The sequence below is a fragment of the Brevibacterium sp. CSND-B09 genome (assembly GCF_052906525.1).
Genome location: NZ_JBREGI010000001.1, coordinates 1,279,182 through 1,297,668 on the forward strand (window position 1 = coordinate 1,279,182; position 18,487 = coordinate 1,297,668).

General features: G+C 60.6%; 13 protein-coding genes. 8 read left to right on the forward strand and 5 right to left on the reverse strand.

Going from position 1 to position 18,487, the window contains the following annotated elements; genetic code table 11:
- Positions 1-49: 49 nt before the first annotated feature.
- Together ACU4IU_RS05990 and ACU4IU_RS05995 are read right to left on the reverse strand one after the other, a co-directional pair.
- A complete protein-coding gene (locus tag ACU4IU_RS05990; RefSeq protein WP_446656142.1) occupies positions 50-1,138 on the reverse strand; it encodes a hypothetical protein in 1,089 nt (362 codons plus the stop codon).
- A 40-nt stretch (positions 1,139-1,178) separates the two neighbouring features.
- Positions 1,179-1,841, reverse strand: a complete 663-nt coding sequence (locus ACU4IU_RS05995) for a TetR/AcrR family transcriptional regulator (RefSeq protein WP_446656143.1) — start codon at positions 1,839-1,841, stop codon at positions 1,179-1,181.
- A 242-nt stretch (positions 1,842-2,083) separates the two neighbouring features.
- Between ACU4IU_RS05995 and ACU4IU_RS06000 the strand changes: the two genes are divergently transcribed.
- From ACU4IU_RS06000 to ACU4IU_RS06010, 3 genes are all read left to right on the forward strand, one after another.
- On the forward strand, positions 2,084-2,395 hold the full coding sequence (locus ACU4IU_RS06000; RefSeq protein WP_434593531.1) for a general stress protein: 312 nt from the start codon (positions 2,084-2,086) through the stop codon (positions 2,393-2,395).
- Between the two features lie 96 nt (positions 2,396-2,491).
- Positions 2,492-2,689 carry a CsbD family protein gene (locus ACU4IU_RS06005; RefSeq protein ID WP_446656144.1) on the forward strand — a complete coding sequence of 66 codons (198 nt, stop codon included), beginning with the start codon at positions 2,492-2,494 and terminating at the stop codon, positions 2,687-2,689.
- Positions 2,690-2,773: 84 nt separating this feature from the next.
- On the forward strand, positions 2,774-4,234 hold the full coding sequence (locus tag ACU4IU_RS06010; RefSeq protein ID WP_446656145.1) for an alpha,alpha-trehalose-phosphate synthase (UDP-forming): 1,461 nt from the start codon (positions 2,774-2,776) through the stop codon (positions 4,232-4,234).
- Positions 4,235-4,260: 26 nt separating this feature from the next.
- On the opposite strand, the gene ACU4IU_RS06015 is transcribed toward ACU4IU_RS06010, so the two are convergent.
- Positions 4,261-5,724 (reverse strand): hypothetical protein, encoded by a 1,464-nt coding sequence (locus ACU4IU_RS06015; protein ID WP_446656146.1) that lies wholly within the window; start codon positions 5,722-5,724, stop codon positions 4,261-4,263.
- An 822-nt stretch (positions 5,725-6,546) separates the two neighbouring features.
- Between ACU4IU_RS06015 and ACU4IU_RS06020 the strand changes: the two genes are divergently transcribed.
- From ACU4IU_RS06020 to ACU4IU_RS06030, 3 genes are all read left to right on the forward strand, one after another.
- Positions 6,547-7,149 carry a hypothetical protein gene (locus ACU4IU_RS06020; RefSeq protein WP_446656147.1) on the forward strand — a complete coding sequence of 201 codons (603 nt, stop codon included), beginning with the start codon at positions 6,547-6,549 and terminating at the stop codon, positions 7,147-7,149.
- A gap of 65 nt (positions 7,150-7,214) precedes the next feature.
- Positions 7,215-8,498 (forward strand): hypothetical protein, encoded by a 1,284-nt coding sequence (locus ACU4IU_RS06025; protein ID WP_446656148.1) that lies wholly within the window; start codon positions 7,215-7,217, stop codon positions 8,496-8,498.
- Positions 8,499-9,247: 749 nt separating this feature from the next.
- Positions 9,248-10,435, forward strand: a complete 1,188-nt coding sequence (locus ACU4IU_RS06030) for a YbfB/YjiJ family MFS transporter (RefSeq protein WP_446656149.1) — start codon at positions 9,248-9,250, stop codon at positions 10,433-10,435.
- 60 nt (positions 10,436-10,495) lie between these two features.
- Here the strand turns inward: ACU4IU_RS06030 and ACU4IU_RS06035 are convergent, their stop codons facing one another.
- Complete coding sequence (locus tag ACU4IU_RS06035; protein WP_446656150.1) at positions 10,496-13,168, reverse strand: AAA family ATPase; 2,673 nt, start codon at positions 13,166-13,168, stop codon at positions 10,496-10,498.
- Positions 13,169-13,782: 614 nt separating this feature from the next.
- On the opposite strand from ACU4IU_RS06035, the gene ACU4IU_RS06040 reads away from it, so the two are divergent.
- Together ACU4IU_RS06040 and ACU4IU_RS06045 are read left to right on the forward strand one after the other, a co-directional pair.
- On the forward strand, positions 13,783-14,670 hold the full coding sequence (locus ACU4IU_RS06040) for a YceI family protein (RefSeq protein WP_446656151.1): 888 nt from the start codon (positions 13,783-13,785) through the stop codon (positions 14,668-14,670).
- A gap of 193 nt (positions 14,671-14,863) precedes the next feature.
- Positions 14,864-16,552 (forward strand): DUF885 domain-containing protein, encoded by a 1,689-nt coding sequence (locus tag ACU4IU_RS06045; protein ID WP_446656152.1) that lies wholly within the window; start codon positions 14,864-14,866, stop codon positions 16,550-16,552.
- A 64-nt stretch (positions 16,553-16,616) separates the two neighbouring features.
- On the opposite strand, the gene ACU4IU_RS06050 is transcribed toward ACU4IU_RS06045, so the two are convergent.
- A complete protein-coding gene (locus ACU4IU_RS06050) occupies positions 16,617-18,419 on the reverse strand; it encodes an ABC transporter family substrate-binding protein (RefSeq protein WP_446656153.1) in 1,803 nt (600 codons plus the stop codon).
- Positions 18,420-18,487 lie beyond the last annotated feature (68 nt).

Consider the following 18,487-nt stretch of genomic DNA (forward strand, 5'->3'; position numbering starts at 1 on the left):
TGTTCATCTCATATCTTTCTGAAATCGCTGGGCAGGTCCTTATCAGCCATCAGGAGTTCTGGCTGACATCATCGGTGTCCGGGTGGTTGTCGGTGTAGACCCGTTGGCGCATGCGCTGTCCGTGAGTCAGTCGTTTCACATCTAAGTCGGAGTCGAAGCTTGCGCCGATACCGCCGGCGACGACGCCCATCGCTGCGCTGAGCCAGGCGATGTCGAGATAGTTGGCGACCGTCGCCTTCTGCTGGATCTGGGTCGTCATGAATTCGGGGTCGATGACAATGAGACCGCCCAGCAGAATGAGGCCGACCAGTCCCGCGTAGAGCGCGAGCACGGTGATCAGCAGGGTCAGGGCGGTCGAGAGGTTGTAGTACATCACCACTGTTGCCAGGTTGTCTCTGCGCGGTTCGTCCCAGAGTTTGTGGTTGATGATCAGCCAGGTGACCATGACCAGGATGGCGGCCGCGCCGATTGACAGCAGCCGCGTGGTGGACAGATAGGTCGACATCTGCCAGATGGAACTGTAGAAGATGCCGAAAGCTCCTGTGGCCGATGCCGCGGCGAGGGCGCCTGAAAGCTTCGGGACAGTGCGCCACGGGTCGTTGGCCATCGTCATTCCCAGCACCAGACGTGGGCCTCCTGTGATGGTGTGGGCATGCAGCGACTGGTGCTGGGCGTCTTCGTTGTCGGACCAGTCGGACCAGCGGAGCAGAAACCGACGGGTCGTATCTTCGGGATCCCACGGCACCAATTTGTTGACCGAGCTCATCAGGACTTTGATGATGCGGCGCTTGGTCGACCATGCGCCCAGAGTGGGACAGGACACGATCGCGAGATTGCTGTCGGAATGCACCTCGGCGATCAGCGGGTCGCCCTGGGTATGGCGCGGGATCTCGGTGAGTATCAGGACGATGTTGACGTCCGGGTAGTCGGCGCGAAGGTCTTCGACAGCGCTGAGGTCGAGTTCGCTCTCCGGTGTCAATCGGATGGTGTCAGTCGCCGTGTGCAAGGTCGTCGTGACCCCATACGCGTCTTGCAGAAGCCTTTCGAGACGTTGATGAATAGCGGCGGCCCGGCGGCTGGGCAGGCCCGGGTCGGCCACGAGGAGGACCTGGAGGGCCTCTGAAGAGGTGTCGAGCATATTGATCCTTCTCAGCTGGGTGAGCTGTTTGAGGTTACAGCTAATTAGTTGGTGAGAGGCGGATGCGTTCGATGAGTTCGTCGAGAGCATCGTCGAACTGCCGTTGGCGATGATCTTCGCTGAGCAGGTCACTCAGCGCGTTCACGGTGGGATACTCCGATAAGTCGGAGTCGTCACCCGCCCTCTGGTGATCGTCTCCGCCGATGACGTCGAGATTCGTGGAATGGACTTGCAGGAGCAGATCTCCGATGAGGAAGCTGGTGAACGATTTGTAAGCGCCGACCGCGGCCGCATCAGAGAACTCGAATCCCTGCAGAGTGGAGAGGAACTCTTCGACCCATCGCAGACTGCGCAGTGGAGGGCGCAGCCACGGGGCTTGGGACGGCTGCGTGGCGATCAGGGGAAAGATCCCGGGATGATCGCGCGCCAGTTCCTTCGTCGTATTGGCCACCCTCTGGAGATAGTCCTCCCACGATGACGGTGTCTGCCTCATCAGCCGGTTGTCGAACAGACTGTCGATGAGTGCTTCGACCATCGCTTCGAGAAGATCTTCGCGTCCGGAGACATGCCGATACAAGGCCATGGCTTCGACCCCCAGGGACTGCCCGAGACGTCGCATGGTCAGCGCATCGAGTCCGTGTGCGTCGACGAAGATGATCGCCGCTCGCACGATGTCGTTTCTGGTCAGACGATTCTGGGCCATGGGATCCTCCCTGCCCGAGTTGACAAACGTTGAACCTGCTCGCTCACCTCAGATGTCACACAGCCCAAGACCTCCTTTCACTTCTGAGGCGTGATTAGCGCGTAAACACTTTTACGCTATGCCGTCCAGGCTACATCGGGTCCGCGGCGACGAGAACCCCCTGCAAAATTGGCCGTAGGCTCTTCGCACAGACCCACAGTGTCTGTTAGCGTGATTACGTCGTAAACATGAAAGGAGTCGACATGAAACCCGCAGTCAAAGAATTCCAGGACGATACCGCACTGATGGATGAAGTGAAACGCCAGGCGGCGGCGGGCATCTCCAAGGATGACCTCTTCGTCATCTCCCATGATGATGACCGCACCGACCGCGTCGCAGGCAGCGTGAACGCCAACGAACCCGACGATCTCAGCAATCTCGTGGGCACCCGTTACGACAAGAAGGGCGACGAGCTGCGTGCGATCTTCGAGGAGTTCGGCTTCACGTCGATCGAGTCCGACGACCTCGAAGAGAAGCTCGACCACGGCAAGATCCTGCTCCTGATCAACAGCTGAGGCACAGGCAGCCGGACACTTCTCACACAGAATCTCCCAACGCATCGGATCCCGCCTGCTCGCGCGAGATCCGTCGTGCACGCGAAAGGAAGAAAGATGAACGACAGCTCCCCCGAAGCCGACAAGCTCAAGGGCTCCGCAAAATCTGCCGCAGGCAAGGCCAGCGGTGACAAAGGACTGGAGGCCGAAGGCAAGACCGACAAGATCCAGGCCGAGGGCAGACAAGCCGCAGAAGAGATCAAGGATAAGGCTCGTGGAGCCGCCGAATCTCTGAGGAACGGTCCGAAGCACTGACGCTTCCCGGAGGAAGGGCGAGGACTAGGTTCTCGCCCTTCCGCTGCCCCGGCAGGAGAAGAGCTCACCGAGTCTCAGCGGCAGATGAGTCAGAAGAGCGAGAAGAACATGGCAGAGACCAACCCTGAACATTCGTTCATCGTCCTGGCGAACCGCTTACCCGTCGACCGGTGCGAAGGCACCTGGCAGGCCGCGCCGGGAGGCCTCGTCTCCGCACTGGCGCCGATGGTCAGAGCCGAACGTGGGGCGTGGCTCGGCTGGGCTGGAGGCTTCGACGAAACGATCCCACCATTCGAATTCGACCGGATGTCACTCGTTCCTGTTTCATTGACTGAGGCAGAATATCGAGCCTATTACGAGGGCTTCTCCAATGGTGTGCTGTGGCCGCTCTACCACGACCTCATCGTCACTCCCCAGTACCATCGCACGTGGTGGCGCGCATACGAGGCAATCAATTCCCGGTTCGCGCAAGCGGCCGTCCGATCGGCCGCCTTCGGAGCCACCATCTGGGTCCACGACTATCATCTGCAACTGGTTCCGCACATGGTCAGGCTGCTCCGCCCCGACGTGCGGATCGGCTTCTTCAATCACATTCCCTTTCCCCCCGTCGAGCTGTTCGGGCAGCTGCCCTGGCGCAGAGGAGTCATCGAAGGTCTGCTCGGGGCCGACGTCATCGGCTTCCAGCGCAGCTCGGACGCGGAGAACTTCCGGGCGGCGGTGCGGAAATTTGCTGTCAAGGCCGATGGCCCGTCTCCCCTGATCGAGGCTTTTCCCATTTCGGTCGATACCGAGGCGATCCGTCAGGCCGCTGACTCGGAGGCGGTGGCTCGAACCGCGACCCAGATTCGCCGCGATCTCGGCGATCCGGACATTCTGATGCTGGGCATCGATCGTCTCGACTACACCAAAGGCATCCCGAACCGCCTCCGGGCGTTCGATGAACTCCTCGATGACGATCTGCTCTCACCGCAGACCACGAACTTCCTGCAGGTGGCTGTGCCCTCTCGCGAAGGCATCGCAGCCTATCAGGACCTCCGCGACGAGGTGGAGCGACTGGTGGGACGGATCAACGGTCGTTTCGCGACGCTGGGTCGAGGCATCGTCCAATACTCACACCATTCATATTCGTTCGAGGACACTGTGGCCCTGTACCTCGCCGCCGATGTCCTCGTGGTGTCGTCCCTCCGCGATGGGATGAATCTCGTTGCCAAGGAATTCGTCACCGCCCGCAGAAATAGGGCCGGAGCGCTCGTGCTCTCAGAGTTCGCCGGCGCAGTCGACGAACTCGAGCAAGCCATCGTCGTCAACCCGCACGATATATCAGAGCTGAAGAACGGAATGCACCAGGCTGCGTGCCTCGATGACACCCAGGCGCGGGAGCGAATCGCAGCGATGACGGCAACGGTCGAAGACCACGATGTGCACCGTTGGGCACACAGATTCCTCGCAACTCTGCGAGCAGCTTCGCCGCTTGGTCTCGCGATGGGAAAGACTGCGACTGACCATCACGACCGGACTCCACAGAAAATGACGTCATGTGAGTGACGAATCGGCTCGCCCGTCAGCCTCCTCTAACTGATCACCTCAGACATCACAAAGACCGTCACCGAACTCCCGGCCAGGTCGATCCGCAGCTTCCCGTCGTCGCCCATGCCGCCGGCGTCAGCCGACACCCCGGACCCATCCAGCGAACTCGACGCCGACGCCGACTCACTGGAAGAAGGCCCAGAAGCACTCTCACCACTGAACGGCACATCAGCCGGCAGCGGATTCGCCGGCACAACCTGAGTCGCACTCTTCACACCGTTCGACGCCCCATACACCTGAGAAGCCGACGTCACACTGAACCCCGACGGCATCGCCAGCGTCACCGGATTCCCACCCACCGAAGCCGCGTCGTTCGCGTTGATCACAGTCGTGACCAAGGTGCGCCCGTCGTTCTTCACCACCGTGTAGGCGCTCATATTCCCACCGCCGGAAACTGAAGTCCGCGTGAAATGACCACCAACACTCGGCACCAACAACCGCAGCCCCAACATGTTCGGCCTCGCCTGAAACTCCTTCGACCGGTCCCCGTGATCGGCCGGATCGCAGATGAGCGACATCGGCGCTCCCCCATTGCACGCCCCGAGCATCGAATGCATGGCCATCCGCTCGACACCGAGCGTGGCCGCATACATCGTGTAATCGGCCGCCCACAGCGCCGACGCGTTCGTCAGTGACGTGTCGTTCGTGCCCGGGCAGCTCGTCGGCCCAGTCTCTTCGAGCCACAGCGGCAAATCCGCAGCGTCAGCCTTCGATTTCCCGATGCCGAGGTTCTTCTTCGCCGCCTTCTTCGCCAAGGGATCGATAAGGTTCGCCGCCTGCGGCCCCCGCCCTGGAACCTGAGACGAATCGCATTCGTAGAGCTGATACCAGTGCTGCGAAATCGCCTTCTTATGCTTGACCCCGGCGCCGGCGAAAGCGTCCATCCACGCCCCGTCGTAGACATCGGGACCGATGATCGGCGCATCCGGCCGTTTCGCATGGATCGCCTTGGCATACGACTCAAGCTGCTCCACGTATTTGTCCTTGTTCCACCCCTTGCCGCGCACGGCACCGCTGGGCACATCCTTGACGGTGTACCCGTTCGGTTCGTTGCCGATCGCCAGACCGACAAGAGATTCGCCGAGGATGTCGACCGCATGCGCGGCCATGTCCGCTCCGCGTCCCGGATCGTAGGTGCCCAGAGGAATGCCGATGGTGACAGATGAACCGGTGACGTCGACGAGCTTCTTCAGCCGCTTGAGGTCATCAGGGGTGACGGTGACCTTCTCACCGTGCTTCGGCTTCTCACCCTTGGACGTCCAGAATGTCCTCCGGTCGAGAGCATTGCCGCCGAACCGCAGCGCCGGCGATCCGAGGGACTTCAACTGCTCGTCGAGGTTGGACTGCGCTGGATCGAGCCGAGGATCGGCAAGGTCTGTGGCTTCGAAAGAGATCCCGACATTGTCTGCGGTGAGGCCCGGGCCCGTTTTGTCGGTGGACGCTGTCACCACCGCATCGTCTCCGGAGATTGCACCGGCAAACGACTGCTCGAATTCGGTCGGAGTAGGGCTCGGCTCCGGCGACTGGCCAGACGGCGACGACCCGTCCGGATCGAACAACGAACACCCCGACAGAACGAGGGCGAGCGCCACCACGCCGCCCTGGATACTCCTCCTGAGGTTCACTCCAATAACTCTGCCCTGTCCCCGCGGAATCAACAACTTCCTACCGAAGTAGAAAGTCACTGGATCTCAGCCACCTTCGCCGTGGGCAGAGTGAAGATCGACCACTCTTCCCACGGCTCCGGCCTGGCGACCGCTCCTCCGGCATTCCGCACTACAAAGGCTCCAAGGAAATCGAAAGCTCACCTTTCGACCACTTGAGCGTCACCTTGAATCCGCGCTTCATATCCACTCCTCTCCACGGAAGCAAGACACCAGCATGTGCCTGCAACGCCAGCATCACCCGTCTGCAAGAAGGCCGCAACTGACATTTCCGTGGATGACTCCGTCGTATGTATGTAAACTTGGAGACATTCCTGAGTAGGAAACCGACAGACTAGATGCAGAGTAGGACTTCTTGCTTGTCCAACAGGGGATCCCATCAGTGAAGATGCAGAAGATCTATACCCCTATTACCCCTTCACCCCCATATCTCGTGTTACCCCACACATATGTCCTTCAACTTTAGGAAACTCCTTGCCAGAACGTAGATTTGAGATCCAAGCAGACGAACTCAGCCTCCTTCAGAAGGCGTGCCTCGACTCCGGACGGAAGGCTTCCGTCGAATTTGGTGCAGGCTTTGCCATGTCTTCGACCAGGAAGCCCCCAATGGCCAGGCTAGTGAGCTACGGGCCGGCTACCCTCAAGCTCTATCTAACGCTCGTGATGATGACCAAAACACCACCTCACGACCTCTATAGGCCAACCAGCTCGAACCTTCTGGCCAAAATTCTTGGCTATGCCCGAGAGGGCAAGAACGTTGATTCGGCCACCAGAAAGATGAACAGGGCGCTCCGTAACCTTCAGGACGAGGAACTCATCACAGTGACACCCCGTGCTTTACGAGTGCCAGCATTAAGGGTTGAGCACATTCCTAGTGACCGAAAGCGGTACATCACACTTCCACTTGAACTATGGAAAAACGGTTGGATAAATGTCCTCAGCAATGTAGAACTCGCCACTTACGTCGCTCTTCGTCTGAACGCCTCCGGCAAAGAAGACTCACCGGCCCACGTTCGAGGCTATGAACGCCTAGAGTATGGGTTTAGTTCAGAATTCTGGCGACGTGGAGCTCGCGAACTCACCGAGCGAGGCATCGTCGATACATCGATGGATACGCCCGACGATCCGGAAATTGTTAATCGCCGAAGAACCATTTACACTCTCCGCTCGCATACCATCATGGAAAGTAAGCCAAACAGCACCCGATAGGCGGATGCGGCCTCGAGATTTTAGGCGAAATCGACGGAGACTGCGCGGCAGCCGAGAGAGGGAACATGAACATATTTGAAGGATTCGGGTTTTCAGAAAACCCGTACGCGGTAGCTCCACTCAGTGGCGACGCCATGGGTTCCAGGTTGCTCGTGGGTAGGGACAAGGAAGTCTTAAAGCTCCACAAGCACTGGACGTCTGTCGACACCCACGCTTCCATGGAAGGAGACAACGGAGTTGGCAAAACCAGCCTTGTCGCAGTCGCGGCATACCGGGCAATGCAGAATTATTCTGCAGGGGAACTAACCTCGCCATTCTTACCGCTTGTGGAAGCGTTTCAGATTTCAGCTGACCATGAATCTCTGGAACGACATATACTTTCAGTTATAGCAAGATCGATCTTCAAGTACGAAGATTTCCTTTCAAGCGCAGGCTACGATCTCCCAAATTTGGCCAATATAAGAACGTGGCTAGAGTCTCCGTTAGTGTATGGCTATGGCGGCGGCGTAGGGTTCACACCTGTTTCTATTAGCACCTCTCGAAGCACCTCGATAAACACTGGAGGCTTCTCTGAATCCGGTTTCAGATCGGCCGTGCACGACTGGCTGCAAATCATCTTCCCAAAGGGGTCGGCAGGAGGGTTCGTTGGCGTCATCGACAACCTGGAGATCCTAGAGACGTCACAAGAAGCGCGCCGAGTACTGCGCGAGATGCGTGACACGCTCCTAAAGTTGCCTGGGGTGAGGTGGGTGTTATGTGGTGCCAATGGAATCATGCGCAGCGCAGTCGGCTCACCCAGTCTCAGTGGAGTAATAGCCGATCCTATTCCTGTTAGACCACTCAGCGCCCACGATAGCGCGAGAGTAATCGAGCGGCGCCTAGAAGAGTATCGAACACGTTCTGATGCCACTGCACCAGTCGAGCCTCAGGGCTTCGAATACTTATACCGAGTAGCGGGTAACAATCTTAGAATTGCGCTTAAACACGCCCAGGATTTTTCACTCTGGGTCGACATGAACGACTTAATGCCAGCGGACGCTGAAGAACGGATGGCCCTACTCAAAGAGTGGCTTGATCAGCAAGCAGACAAATACGAGACAGAAGCCCGTTCGGTTACTCCTCGAGGTTGGACCTTCTTCGACAAACTACTTAGCGAGGGTGGAAGTTGTACCCCTGGCGAATTCTTGGAATACGGTTTCAACTCAATGCCGGCAATGCGGCCGGTCGTGAAGCAACTCGAAGAAGCAGAACTCGTGTCCAGTTCCGTCTCAGAGTCGGATCAACGTCGCAAGACTATCCAGGCAACACCACGCGGTTGGCTCATCCACTACAAACGATCAAAGTTCTAAGAATGCTAAATATCGCGGGGGCCACCAGAGCCAAATTCGGCGACGAAGATGGCGACACATTTGCGATCACAGACGTGGGCTTTGACCTAATCGTGGAATTCGGTCATTGGTTCAAGACGAGCCCTCCGGCGCGTCCCGACATTGGAGGCGGAGGCGCGCTGGTTGCCTGCCAGGTTCAGTCTGACCAGATCAGTAATGTTCTCCGACTTGGTGCCGCCCCAGGGGCAAGAAATCTCTGCGTCGACATCGGCGCGAACGCACTACGGGAGGAGAGGATGCGCCTCGAGCGAGCGCGGCCTGAGATGAACTGAAAGGCAGATAGGTGGGGAAGTAGTATCTTTGGCTGTTGCCGACGGTGGTCCAGCATCGACCGTATCCGTCGGCTCTCACGGCCTCAGCCCGGTGAAAAGCCTTTCTGAGATCGTTCGAATTCTAGACCGGTTATTGGTTCTGGCACGCGGGAAGACCAAGCAATTGCACCTGACGTCGTTCTCGTCGGCATGGCCGGATTCGGGTAAGCGTGTGCAAATGAGTTTCGCGGGCAAAAACATGTACGGCATCGGACACCTTCGCGGACATATTGACACGACGTCACGCTCGCACATTGGAGAACCACGTGTTGCCCACCCGCCCCACCTCGTCGACGTCCGGAGTCCGAATCCCCACCCGCCGAGGCACCCGCCCCGCGGCCATGGCATCGTAGTGCTGGAGATCACGCCACCTGAGCCCGCCCGAGGAGAGGAACCGCCATGCCCGACAGCATCGCCAGGCCCTCCCTCACCCCCGCTCGCGGAGCGCTCGGCCTCTCGGTGGCAATGGGCATGGGCCGCTTCTTCTACACCCCGGCCCTGCCGCTCATGGTCGCCGCTCTGCATTGGGGTTCCGCTCCCGGCGCATGGATCGCGACCCTGAACTACGTCGGCTACTTCATCGGCACCCTCGTCATCGCCCAAGGCTGGGTCGAACCCAACCGCTTCGTCTACCGCCTCAGCCTCATCGTCTCCACACTGGGCCTCGCCACGGTCGCCCTGACCCCGAACCTCATCTGGCAGGGCGGCATCCGCACGATCGCCGGCATCGCCTCGGGGCTGATCTTCGTATGCGTGACCCAACGGATTCCCGCGAACTCCCGCAAACCGCGCGACGGCGGCGTCTCCTACGGCGGAGTCGGCTTCGGCATCCTCGTCTCCGGAGCCATCGTGCTCGCCGCCGGCAGCTTCGCCGACTGGCGCCAGCTCTGGCTCATCTGCGCGGCCGTGTCCGCGATCTTCTCCATCATCGCCTGGACCTGGCCGATCCCCACCCGGGTCTCACAGAACATCACCGCCGAGGCGGTCGACCCGACCGAGACCAACACCGACGATCCCGCCGAGGCGGCCACCCCTTTCGAGGCCAATCGTCGCCGAGCCATGGCGATCCTCTCCACCGGCTACTTCTTCCAAGGCGGCGGTTACATCATCATCGGCACCTACCTCGTTGTGCTCGCCGGTCCCGTTTTCGGCGCGACCGCGGCCGCCTCGACGTGGCTCATCGCCGGGATCGCAACAGCGGCATCTCCCCTGACATGGTCAGCGGTCGCGGCCCGCATCGGCACGGTCAAGGCGCTGACCGTCTGTTATTGCCTCCAGGTATTCGGCGCCCTGCTCGCGGTCTTCGGTTCCTCACCGATCGTCCTCATCATCGCCGCTGCCCTCTTCGGCTTCACCTTCATCGGTGTGGTCATGATGACGATCGGCGTCGGCACTCAGATGGGTGTCGCGAACGCCTCGGCGAAGCTGACCTCCTGGTACAGCATCGGTCAGATCGTCGGACCGGCCATCGTCGCGGCGGCGCTGAGCGAGCACATCGCAGCCGCGTTCATCGCCTCGGCGATCGCTCTGGCCATCGCCATGGCGCTGACCCTGGTCGGCATTCTCACCGGCAATGTGGAACGCTGACCGGCAACGTCAACCGCTGAAGGCTGACGGGTAACCGTCAGCCAGACCGAGCCATCCCACTCAGGCGATCTCTTCCTCACCCTCGCCAGCTTCGTCCTGCTCGGAGACCAGGCGCAGGAGTTCGAAGCGTGACTTCACCCCGGCCTTGCGGTAGATGCTCGTCAGCCGGAGTTCGACGGTGCGCACGGAGACATAGAGTTCGCTCGCGATCGACCGGTTCTTGAGCCCCCGCACCAGCAGCCGTACGACCGGCAGCTCCTTCTCATCGAGCAGCTCCAGCACAGGCGTATTCGACTCGTAGTTCGGGTTCGAGACGAACACCTTGTCACCGATTTCGATCCCTGCAACTTCCATCAGTGCTTTGGCGTCCTGAAGAACTTCAATGCTGCGACGGTCGTAGCCGAGTTCCTTGAGGCGAGTGGCGAACGCCAGCATTGTCCGGGCCCGGAGGTACTCGTGCTTCCCACCTTCCCACTCGTCGATGACCTGCTCGAATGCGGCGAGCGACTCCTCGCCGTCGAGCAGCTGGGCGTCGAACTTCTTCAGAACGAGATGCGCCCACTCCGAGGGGGCGGCGGCCGCACGACGGCGCAGATCCTCGGCGACTGCAACGGCATCGCCCTTCCTGCCGGAGAGCAGCAGCACCTCGACGTAGTCCTCGTGGATACGCAGCAGCTGCGGGTTCTCCAGATCACGCCCGTATCGAAAGGCTCGAGCGAAATGATCGCAGGCGCTGTCGAATTCCTGCGTCATCAGCGCCACTCGGCCCTGGCCGCCGGCCAAACGAGCCTCGAGGGAATTGCTCTGTCCGGCCCCCAACAGCTTCGCCGTCTCCTGGAGTGTCACCCCTGCCTCGGCGAAGTCGCGGGAGATGGCCTCAAGAGTCGCCCTCATCAGGTTGTTCGCGATCTCGAAATACCGACGGCTTCCCTGATCTGCCCGAATGTAGTCGGCGATCTCGCGTGCCCTGTGGTGACGGCCGGCGCCGATCTCGTTCGCAAACTGACTGTGCATGGCGATGTCCGACCACAGTCGTACCCTGGCTCCGGGGAACTGGATGAATTCGCCGAGGATCTCCCGCGCATCGTCGTAGCGTTCAGCCAGGGTGAGGGCCCGTGCCATGACCAACGTGGCAATCGGTTGCCCGTACGCCGGCCTGACGGTCTTCGCCTGTTCCGCCATGATCGTGATCTCCGGCAGCGGGCTGCCTTCGAACACTGCCTTGTACCACTGCAGAATCACGTTCGCGGCTGTCAGGACGCCAGGATTGCTCCCGCCCACGCTCTTTGCGCGATCGAGCATCGTCTGGGCACGCTCGTATTCCCACAGGTCGAGGTAGATGATCGCTGCTTCGCACAGCAGACGAACGCATTCGTTGGGGTGGGAGTGCTGAAGCTCGCTGACGGTGGCCTCGATCTGCCGTGGTGAGATCGTCTGAAACTGCATGTAGTCGAGGAAGACGAGAATGATAATGCCTTCAAGCCTGGCCTCGGCGGAAACTCCCGTCCCGAAGGCGAATCGCAGGCTGCGCCTGGCCAAGTCATATTCGCCATTGTCGAGGAATCCCGCGGCCACCTCGACGAGCTGCTCTCCGTGTGAGCCGTCGGTCATCCCCAGTGCCCGATCAACGAATTCGGCTGCCCCGTTGACGAAGCCGACCCGCAGCAGCGTGATCGAGTGGTCGAGCATGACGCTTACCAGTGTCACGTCAGGTTCGGTGAAACTGGTGTGCCATGCGCGGGTGCCGGGGAACTGTTCCCCGCTCAGCCTCGCGAGGAGGCGATGGATATCGAGACGTTGGCTGGCGTCGAGATTCCAGTACACGACGGCCGAGACTGCGCGGTCGATCCGCAGTGTGAGCTCCGTGCGGGTGACGAAGCCGGTCTCGATGAGCTCCTCCACAGCCTCGGCGGTGAGTGCTTCGATCTCATCGATCAGCGCGAGTGGAACGTAGAGTCCGCAGCTCAGCACGTTCAGCGCTTCGCGCGCAGCGTCGCTGAGTCCGCTGACTTCACTCTCCACACGTGCGGTAAGTGCCGTGCCCGGTTTAAGCGGCACCGACAGCGGCACGTCATCGGTGAGCTCTTTCATCGAGAGCTCGCCGAGGATGCTCTTGAAGATGAGCGGGTTGCCTGCGCTGGCTCGGGCGAAGAAATCGAGGACCACATAGCTGGCCGTCGCCGGCAGGTTCTCCTGACCGATGCGGATGAGCGTCCTCGCGGGCAGCGGTTCGAGAATGATGCTGGGGATGCCGCTGAACGCACTGCTGTCACCGAGGCAGTCGACCGTGAGCACGTGGCGAAGGCGCGGACTGACCTTGCGGCGCATCACATATCCCAGCACCTGTTGGCTGGCGATGTCCATCTCATCGGCGTCGTCGATAACGACGAGCTGCTCACCGAGGTCGGCACGACGAAGAAGGTCACCGATCGATTTCGCAACGTCGAAGGTCTCGCCGTCAAAGCCGATCCGGTGGGCTGTCGCCAGCAGATCAGAGCCGACTGCAGCGTCGATCGCACCGAGGTAGGCGGTCAGACCCGAATACTGCCAGTTGGATTCGGCGGAATTGATCGCAACCGAAGTGGTCGGAAACTCGTCTCGTTCGAGAAGCGCTGTGACAAGGGTGGTCTTTCCCAAACCGCGTGACCCGGTGAGAACGACGGAGCTGCCGTGCCCGCGACGGACATGGTCGATTACGGCGGTCAGTTCTTCGGTTCGGCTGAAGTAGGCCATGTTCTCTCTTCACTTCTCAAGCTGAATTCGTCTGGATGCAGGGGAGTGCGCTCCAGCTGAGCGTTCGGACCGGGCAGAGTGGGGAGCCGCGGCGATGGCATGCCACGTCGGGGTGACGAGACAGCGTGGTGTGCAGCGTTCAGCCAGATGCCGTGGGAATTGCTGGGGATTCCACGGCACCGGCGATTCGGCACAGAAATTCAGAGTACAAGCGTCATTTGAATTTTCACAATTGTTGCAATGACAACAACCGCCGAGGAGGTCCCCGCAAGTCCGAAATCGCCACGCTTTCGGAAAGGTCTACGGCTTTTGCGGATGGTTTTGCGTGTATTGCGGCTGCGATGTGCGGCACCATCGAAGTGGCGTCTTATCTGCTGACGATTCGTGAAAGGTCCTCGCACACTCCCCTCAGACGCATCCCCATCCCCTCAGACACATCCCCTCTTTTTGACGACCTCGCCGCTCTCACCGTCGGCTAGGTGGCACTGAAGCGACCGCCCGTGTAAGACTACGTAGGCGATTGCTCAGTCAATGATCACCCGATCTGCGAGCAAGCACACCGACTACGACAGCCTCCCCAGAGGAGCGCGGAGGAACCGAAGGAGCTATCCCCCATGACAGAGACTCCTGGGATCACAGGTCATTGGGACATCGATCCCTCACATTCTCGACTGGGATTCTCCACACGCCACGCCATGGTGTCGCGTGTGCGCGGAGCGTTCAATGATGTCTCCGGCTTCGCCGACATCGCCGAGGATCTCGCCGACTCGAAGGCCGAGGTCATCATCCAGACCGCGAGCGTCGACACCCGCAGCGAGGGCCGCGATGAGCACCTGCGCTCGGCGGACTTCTTCGACGTGGAGACCTACCCGGAGATCCGCTTCGTCTCCTCCGCTATCGATGAGGTCGACGAAGGCTCCTACATCGTCACCGGTGAGCTGACGATACGTGACATGACGAAGACTGTGTCCGTTCCGCTCGAGCTCATCGGCGTGGACACCGACCCATTCGGCAACCTGCGCGCAGGCCTCGAGGGCTCGCGTCGCATCGACCGCAGGGACTGGGGCGTGACCTGGAATACGAAGCTCGATTCCGGTGGCGTGCTCGTCAGCGACAAGATCACGCTCGAGTTCGAGCTGTCCCTTATCAAGAACCTCTACGAGGCGGCCCCCGCCGATTCGTCCGGGACCATCGATGAGGACGCGGCCCCCACCAAGACACCGGAACCTACCGCCGAGGCGTCCTCCGCCCCCGAGGCTCCTGAATCGGTGACCCCGACCCCGGCAGCCGACGAGACTGCCCCACCCGCGCCGAAGGCCCCGGAGAGCGCAGCATCGGTGGCCCCGAATGCGGAACCGGCCGGTACGGAGTTCCCTCCCCCGCCACCGGTCAAGCCAGCCGAAACTCACGCTGACAAGCCGACAGAAAAGGCACCTGAGACCAAGCAGTCGGGTGATCAGACGTCCGGAAGCACGTTCGGAAAGCTCTTCGGCCTCCGCTGAGAACCAACCGACTGGGATACCGTCAGAACGAAGACCACACCACTCGCTGTAACCGCTTCGGAAGAGGCACTCAACGCGTTGCCGAAGGCCACGATTACCCGAGTGCACAGTCCTGAAGCAGACTCTCTTGGGCTCCCTATGTCGGACTGTGGCCAACCCGGCGAGCGCTTCACTTCGTGGATAGAGTCTCCTCATGACATCCCGCAGAAACCCTTCGGCTATCGATGCCCTCGCCGATGCCTACTTCGAAGAGCTGACCGTCCTCTCCCCGTCGATCTCGCTGTTCCTCGGAACCGAGAACCCTCACGGCTTCGACGACTACTCCCCCGAGGGACTGAAAGCCGCCAACGACTTACGCTCTCGCACCCTGGCCAAGGTCGATGCTGCGGAGGCCGACGGTCTTTCGACGAACAGCCTGGATGTCACCGACCTTGTCACCATCGATGCGATGCGCGAACGTCTGGGCACCGCCACGGACCTCTTCGACGCCGGCCTGCAGCACACTGTCCTCAACGTCATCGAATCGCCCGTGCAGCAGATGCGGGACATCTTCGACCTGCTGCCCACCGACTCCGCGGCAGGATGGGAAACGATCTCAAAGACCATGGCCGCGCTGCCGCGCTCGATCGACGGCTACCGGGAATCACTTCGATATGCACGGGACCAGCTCGACCGGGTGCCCGCACGCCTCCAGATTGAGCGAGTTGCCGACCAGGCAGATGCGCTCGGTCAGGCAGACAGCCGCTTCACCACGATTGCCAACGAGGCCAGCAGCTCCACCGGCGAGACCCTCGCCCGCGAACTGACCTCTCACGCCCAATCCGCCAGAGCGGCCTTCAGCAGCCTCGCCCATTTCCTCCGCACCGAACTGGCCGGCTCCGCTCCGGAGAACGAAGCCTGCGGCCGCGACGACTATGCCCTGTTCTCACGTGAGTTCCTCGGCGCCGAGGTCGATCTGGAAGAGACGTACGATTGGGCCCTCGAAGAACTGGCCGCCATCGATGCCGAACAGAAGCAGACCGCGGCCCGCATCGACCCGAACGTCGAACTCTTCGAGCTCATGGCCCGACTCGACAGCGATCCGCAGCGCGCTCTCCACGGCACGCAGGCTCTTCAGGAGTGGATGCAGACGGTCGCCGACGAAGCGATCACAGAACTCGGCAAGACCCACTTCGACATTCCGGAACCGCTGCGGACAATCGAGTGCATGATTGCTCCCTCGGCCACCGGAGCGGTCTACTATTCTCAGCCCAGCGAGGACTTCACCCGTCCGGGCCGGATGTGGTGGTCGGTGCCCGACGGCGTCACCGAATTTGCCACGTGGCAGGAGAAGACCACGGTTTACCACGAAGGCGTTCCGGGCCATCATCTGCAGATGGGGCAGGCGTCCTATCTCGCCGATTCGCTGAACAAGTGGCGGCGGCACGTCTGCTGGGTCTCCGGCCACGGTGAGGGCTGGGCCCTCTACGCCGAACGGCTCATGGCCGAACTCGGATTCCTCGACGAACCCGGCGACTATCTGGGCATGCTCGACTCCCAGCGGCTGCGCACCTCACGGGTGGTCGTCGACATCGGCTTCCACCTCGGCCTCAAAGCCCCGGCCCACCTCGGCGGTGGTGTCTGGGACCGCGCAAAGGCGTGGGAATTCCTCACACAGAACGTTGCCATGGACCGGACCTTCCTTGCCTTCGAGCTCGACCGATACCTCGGTTGGCCCGGGCAGGCTCCGAGTTACAAGATCGGCCAGCGATTGTGGGAGGACATCAGAGACGAATCCCGCGCTGCTGCGGGCACGGGGTTCGACCTCAGAGATTTCCACAGTCGCGCACTGAACCTCGGGTCGATCGGACTCGATCCGCTGCGCAGGGCGCTGCTGCGCTGAGTCCGGTCCACTTCCGGGAGGGGGTGTGTCTCACCAGCGCCCCCTCCCGGCAGGCCTTGCGACCTTATTTGGTCTCCCACTCCCAGAAGTTCCAGAACATCGACGGGTCAAGCGTCGTCGTCGATACATTCGAGACTTTGTCCCCATGGATCGTCAGAGACGGGTGCTGGAAGAGTGGCAGCCCGAATGCATCATCGACGAGTTGCTTCTCGACTTCTTCAGCCAAGGAAGCCTGCTTGTCCGGGTCGATGGTCACCAGCATCTGGTCGAGCGTCTTCGTCAGATCTTTGTTGTCGTACCCGCTGTAGTTATTCAGCGCGCCCTTGCGGTAATAGGAGTCCGACTCCGTGACCGCTGTCGTGCTCAGCGCCCATCCGAACAGCGAGGCGTCATAGGTCCCATCTCCGAGGCGGGTCCCCCAGTTGACGTCACCGGCGTCTTCGACCTTGAAGCCGACCTTCTCTGCTGATTCCTTGATCAGCGCGAACAGTTGGGAACGTCTGGCATTCGTGTTGTCGTAGAGGAAGCGCACGCTCGGCCCCTGGGCACCGGCTTCGTCCAGCAGCTTCTTCGCTCCATCGATGTCGACCTCGTCGTAGTCCGAGATTCCGGACTCGGCGACGATGTCGTCGTACAGCGGCGAGTCAGGAGCCTGGTTGAACGAATCCCGTACCTCGGCCTCTTCGTTGAGAGGCTTGATGAGGCGGTCGATGATCTCCTGGCGTGGCAGTGTTTTGAGGAATGCCTGACGAACCTTGAGCGCGGCGTCTTCGTCGCCGCCATAGCTGGCCGGGTCGAAGGGACCGTTGTTGTCGAATGTGAGGTCGACGTGCTCGAACGTGGCGTCCTCGCCCGGCAGGATCGACACATCTTCGAGTTTCTCCGCGGCGGAGAGGACATCGGCCGTCGACTGCGGCTGGGTCAGGTCGACCTCGCCATTTTCGATCGCCTGAACCATGGCCATCGGGTCACCGTTGTAGCGGATCGTCACAGTATCGACCTTGGGTTCGACCGATCCGGTGTAGTCCTCGTCGCGGGACAACGTCAGGTACTGCCCCTCTTCGAAGTCGGTGATCTCATAGGGTCCGTTGTGGACGAGAAGGTCTTTGTTCTCCGGCATCGAGGTGAAGTCGAAGCCGGTGTTCCAGAAGTTCGAGATCTTCGACAGAGCGTTCTTGTCGTTGGATTCGATCGCATCGAGGATCGCTTCCTTGCCCTCTTGTGGGTCGGCGGTGCCCAACGCATTCTTGGCCACGATATGTGCGGGCACACCCGAACCGTAGGCTCCAAGTCCGAATTCGGTCTCCCAGTCGGCAAAGGGTTTCGAGTATGTGAACGTCAGGGATTTGCCGTCTTCGCTGATTTCAGGGAAGTCGTCGATCAGTGGAGCGCCCACTGCCGAGGAGTCGAAGAAGACTGTGCCGTCGGGATTGTCCTTAAGGGTACCGTCATCGTCACGGTTATCGTCGACTGTATTGAAGTGCTGAGATCGTGCCGCCCAGGTCAGAGCGAGGTCTGCTGCGTCGACCGGAGTCCCGTCCGACCAGTTTGCGTCCTCGCCGAATGTGTACCTGACCTTCAGCGGGTCGTCAGAGACCTTTTCCACTTCGCCGAGGGCACCATCGTGCAGTTCGAGTTCGTCGTCGTAGTACTTGAAATTGTCATTGCTCATATAGGCGACGATGGTGTTGGCGACGGCGTTGCCGTCCATCGTCATGTCGTTCATCGACCGGAACGCTTCGTTCCATCCGATGTTGAGCACCGCCCCCTTGCCGCCAGATGAGTCGCCGCCGCCAGGCGGCGTACATCCGGTCATGACGATCGCCGTAGCAGCGGCGAGACTTCCAGCGATGAAATGCTTCTTCACATTGTCCTCTGTTTCCTAGTGATCTTCTGTGGGTGGAGCAGATCTGCTGTGCCGCAGTCTTCGCGGCT